The organism is uncultured Nostoc sp. (genome assembly GCF_964247315.1).
Taxonomy (GTDB): domain Bacteria; phylum Cyanobacteriota; class Cyanobacteriia; order Cyanobacteriales; family Nostocaceae; genus Nostoc.
On sequence record NZ_CAXTTT010000229.1, the window covers coordinates 1 to 4,469 of the forward strand.

6 protein-coding genes are annotated in these 4,469 nt (G+C 43.5%); 4 read left to right on the plus strand and 2 right to left on the minus strand.

Annotation, left to right across the window (positions count from 1 at the left end; translation table 11 throughout):
• Together ACFE93_RS34000 and ACFE93_RS34005 are read left to right on the plus strand one after the other, a co-directional pair.
• Nucleotides 1-1,156: phosphoenolpyruvate carboxylase (locus tag ACFE93_RS34000; RefSeq protein ID WP_375480444.1), on the plus strand; the 1,156-nt coding region annotated here is incomplete at its 5' end.
• 137 nt (nt 1,157-1,293) lie between these two features.
• Nucleotides 1,294-1,548 (plus strand): hypothetical protein, encoded by a 255-nt coding sequence (locus ACFE93_RS34005; RefSeq protein WP_104908328.1) that lies wholly within the window; start codon nt 1,294-1,296, stop codon nt 1,546-1,548.
• A gap of 17 nt (nt 1,549-1,565) precedes the next feature.
• On the opposite strand, the gene ACFE93_RS34010 is transcribed toward ACFE93_RS34005, so the two are convergent.
• A complete protein-coding gene (locus tag ACFE93_RS34010) occupies nt 1,566-1,715 on the minus strand; it encodes a hypothetical protein (RefSeq protein ID WP_375480446.1) in 150 nt (49 codons plus the stop codon).
• Between ACFE93_RS34010 and ACFE93_RS34015 the strand changes: the two genes are divergently transcribed.
• Entirely contained in the window at nt 1,714-2,019 is a 306-nt protein-coding gene (locus tag ACFE93_RS34015) for a DUF4090 family protein (protein WP_375480448.1), read from the plus strand. The two genes, ACFE93_RS34010 and ACFE93_RS34015, sit on opposite strands and share 2 nt — an antisense overlap.
• Before the next feature lie 442 nt (nt 2,020-2,461).
• Nucleotides 2,462-3,424, plus strand: a complete 963-nt coding sequence (locus ACFE93_RS34020) for an aldo/keto reductase (protein WP_375480450.1) — start codon at nt 2,462-2,464, stop codon at nt 3,422-3,424.
• 46 nt (nt 3,425-3,470) lie between these two features.
• Here ACFE93_RS34020 and ACFE93_RS34025 read toward each other — a convergent pair whose 3' ends face one another.
• Nucleotides 3,471-4,235, minus strand: coding sequence for a hypothetical protein (locus tag ACFE93_RS34025; RefSeq protein WP_375480452.1), 765 nt, complete (start codon nt 4,233-4,235; stop codon nt 3,471-3,473).
• Nucleotides 4,236-4,469: the final 234 nt, after the last annotated feature.

The following is a 4,469-nucleotide window of genomic DNA, read 5'->3' on the forward strand; positions in this document are numbered from 1 at the left end:
CCCTGCTCCCCTGCTCCCCTGTTCCCCTCCCTCCTCCTCCGTCACCCCCAACTTGCAAGAAGTAATGCTGGGGTATTCTGACAGCAACAAAGACTCTGGTTTTTTAAGCAGCAACTGGGAAATTCATAAAGCTCAAAAATCACTGCAAGAAATAGCAGAAAACTACGATCTAAATTTACGGATTTTCCACGGACGCGGCGGTTCTGTGGGACGGGGTGGCGGCCCTGCTTACGAAGCGATTTTGGCTCAACCAGGTCATAGTATCAATGGGCGAATCAAAATTACCGAACAAGGAGAAGTTTTAGCTTCCAAATATTCCTTGTTGGACTTAGCTTTGTATCACATGGAAACCATCACCACTGCTGTGATTCAAGCTAGCCTGCTGCGGACAGGGTTTGATGATATTGAACCCTGGAATGAGATTATGGAAGAATTAGCAGCGCGATCGCGTCAACATTATCGTGCCCTAATCTACGAACAGCCTGATTTTGTTGATTTCTTCCACGAAGTAACTCCCATTGAAGAAATTAGTCAGCTACAAATTAGTTCCCGCCCCGCACGTCGTCCATCTGGTAAGAAAGATTTAAGTAGTCTGCGAGCTATTCCTTGGGTATTTAGCTGGACACAAACTCGCTTTTTGCTTCCTTCGTGGTACGGTGTTGGCACAGCGTTACAAGAATTCTTGAACGCAGAACCAGAAGAACACTTAAAATTACTCCGCTACTTTTACGTTAAGTGGCCATTCTTCAAAATGGTAATTTCTAAGGCCGAGATGACCTTGGCAAAAGTAGATATACAAATGGCACACCATTACGTCCAGGAACTCTCAAAACCAGAAGATCAACTTCGTTTTGCTAAAGTTTTTGACCAAATTGCCAGCGAGTTTTATCTAACAAGAGATTTGGTGTTAAAAATCACCGATCACAATCGACTCTTAGATGGCGATCCTGTATTGCAACGCTCTGTGCAGTTACGCAATGGCACAATTGTCCCCTTGGGATTTATCCAAGTTTCACTACTCAAGCGCCTACGCCAGTCTCAAAATACTACTGCTACTTCTGGAGTAATTCATTCTCGTTACAGCAAAGGCGAGTTACTACGAGGAGCATTGTTAACTATTAATGGTATTGCTGCTGGGATGAGAAATACAGGTTGATTGGGAGTGGGGCATGGGGCATTGGGCATGGGACAGGGGAGACAAGTAACTTAAGTGATAATTTGCAACAAGTCTTTCCTCTTGTCCTCTTTCCCATGACAAATGACCAATGACCAATGACAAATGACCAATGACTAATGACAAAAAACAGAATTTTAATTTGCACTTTCTTGGCGCTGTTATCAGGTTTTTTTGGTGCTTACACCAGTGGGCAAATCACCATAATGCTGCATAGCCAAAAATGCCAAAACCAACCTTGGGGTTTAAAGGAGATGTGCAACGCTTGGATGACACCAGGAGCAATATGGCAAGGTAGCACAACAGGACTTTGGACAGGCACTATCTTAGGGGCTTTTGTTGGTGGTGTGGTGACGCGACAAGCTCGTGATTAGTCTCATGTGATACCAATTCAATTAGTGATTGCAACACATTCTTGGGTAAAGACGCGATGAATCGCGTCTTTAGAGATTTTCAAATTGGTATGAGTTTGAGGGTTGGCAGCTTTGGTGTCAGCAAGGCTGGTAAAATCTACCCATAGCGAAGAAGAGAAAATCACCATGCCTACCGAAACTAACCCAGAGAATCAAACTACTACAGGGGCTGATGCGATTGATGAAGCGATCGCACAGGGAATTGATTTTGATGGTTCTCCTATTCCGCCTGCCAAGCTAGAACTTTATGGTAAAGTTATGGCGCTAGAAGGCAATAGACAGCGCAGTGGTGTATCTAATACGATGCGATCGCGCATTGTGCGAATTGGCGCAAAACACATTCCCCAAGCAGAACTCGACCAATTGCTCGTAGATGCTGGTTTCGCACCGCTAAAAGAGAAAGAAATTGCCTTTTTTTATAGTGGTAAATAAAGTTAGGAGTTAGCAGTTAGGAGTTAGGAGTTCGTTGAGATAAGATACTTTAGCTATGTCTGGCGACAAACTCTGACACTCCTTCGCACAGCGTAATGCTGCTAATTCCCTACCGTCATACGTCTGGGCTTAACACATCAATTCAATTTTTTACCTCACACTTTCTAAATTGCCATCGATATAGCCGTAGTCACTAATGTTAGGACAGTGTTAATCGCTCAAAGCCTTGACAATACTGGGTTTTTACTCAGCACGGGCTAAACGCCCCGCTGACGCTAACAGCACTCAGTACTCAGCACTTTGCTATATTTTGGCTTCTTGAGTATTTTCCTAATCTCGCCGAAAAGTGTATCTTCAGCAAGATATTGTCAACTTTGCCTTGTGTTTGAATTGGCAGATGGCTATATGTACTTGAGTAATAGCTGAAAGACTTGGAGAACACATGTCAAGAACTACGTCAAATTCAGAAATGCAATACCGAGTTATTGGTAGCACAGGAGAGAAAGTTTCCGCTATCGGATTGGGTGGTTGGCATATTGCCTTGAAGCACGTTGATGAGCAATTGGGTATCCGCATTGTGAGAACAGCCATCGATCGCGGCATCACCTTTATGGATAACAGTTGGGATTACAACGGTGGAGTCAGCGAGATTCGCATGGGAAAAGCGCTACGCGATGGCTACCGGGATAAAGTGTTTCTGATGACGAAAATCGATGGTCGCTCTAAGAAAGAAGCCGCAAAACAATTAGACGAATCACTCAAACGCTTGCAAGTTGATTGCATCGATCTTGTTCAGCATCACGAAATGATTCGATACGAAGACCCCCATCGAATTTTTGACCCAGAAGGGGCAAATGCTGCTTTCATTGAAGCGCGAGAAGCTGGAAAACTGCGATACATCGGTTTCACTGGGCACAAAGATCCCCAAATTCATTTACATACGCTGGAAGTTGCAGCTGCTCACGGGTTTAAATTTGATACAGTGCAAATGCCGCTGAATGTAATGGATGCCCACTACCGGAGTTTTGCAAAGCTGGTTGTACCGGAACTTGTGAAACAAAATATCGGTGTTTTGGGGATGAAAAGCTTGGCAAATGGTATTCTTTTACGGTCAAAGACTGTAACGCCAATTGAGTGTTTGCACTATGCTTTGAATCTGCCAACATCAGTTGTGATTACCGGAATTGACAGTATGGAAATTCTAGAGCAAGCTTTTGAAGCAGTGCGGACGTTCCAGCCAATGAACGACGAGCAAGTGCGATCGCTCTTAGCAAAAACGGCAGAAGCGGCATCACGCGGCGAGTTTGAGCCGTTCAAAACCTCATCAATCTTTGACAGCACCGCCCAAAATCCAGATTGGCTGGGAGAAGAACCACAGCGCATCCAGCAATTGATGTCAGCGTGATGCTTTCTTAGTGTTGTCTGTGCAGGAAGTTCACACATAGACTATGCTACCACTGATATCTTTCTGGTTTCATTCGCTCCCAAGCAAAATTCATTTTTACCCAAGCATCCCGCCAGTAACTTTTAAAACCATGTCCTCCGGCTTTAAGTGCGTGATGATGACCAATCCAGACTAGAATCACTGGTACATAGTAAAGAAATTGCTGTATAAGATAAGTGAGCTTCCTTAACCATGCAGGGCGGTTTCTGTGTAGAACTGCTAAACGCTCGTATTGAAAACGAATATGCTTTACTTCATCTCTCAATATTTGTTGACACAATTGCTTTAAAACTGGGGAATTTGTGGCGTTTTGAATTGCTTTGTAATAAACCAATGCTAGAGTCTCAACCATAATCACGGGAGTTGTCCAAATCTCCATCATTGGGATTGCATAGCGTATTTTCCGAAACAGCGTGTCGCCCCAGTTACGCTGTAACCGAGGAATTTGAGCAAGGTCAAGAAACCGTCCTAAGTCGCCTCCGTGACGTTGTTCTTCTTTAATAAATAGTTCAATTACATCAACATATCTGGGATCTTTGATGCGCTGTGCATAGTTTTGAGCAGTAGCTAGTAAGTGCAACCCATCTGATGTCTCACCCAACTGCCAAGCTGCTAAAGAATCTGCTATGGCATTTTGTTCATCCTCTGTGATTTCTGCACCCCGCTTCCAAGGGATTTCTAATTGAAACTCAGCATTGGCTTTGTAGTAGGTGTACCACTCATCAGATGTTGTGATTGAAGACAAGGTAGGTAAAAGCTTATGAGGATTCATTAAAACTCCAAATGTATGTAGTATTGTATTATTTTAATGATTCTCAAAACTTACTATAAACTCCTTAGATTGTAATTGCGATCGCCACGCTATCTAATGCAACCCCCTGCAATGCCATTGTTTCGTCTAACAATGCCATTGTTTTGACTAACAATGCCATTGTTTCGGCTGACAATTCGATTGTTTCGGCTGACAATTCGATTGTTTCGGATGACAATTCGATTGTTTCGGATG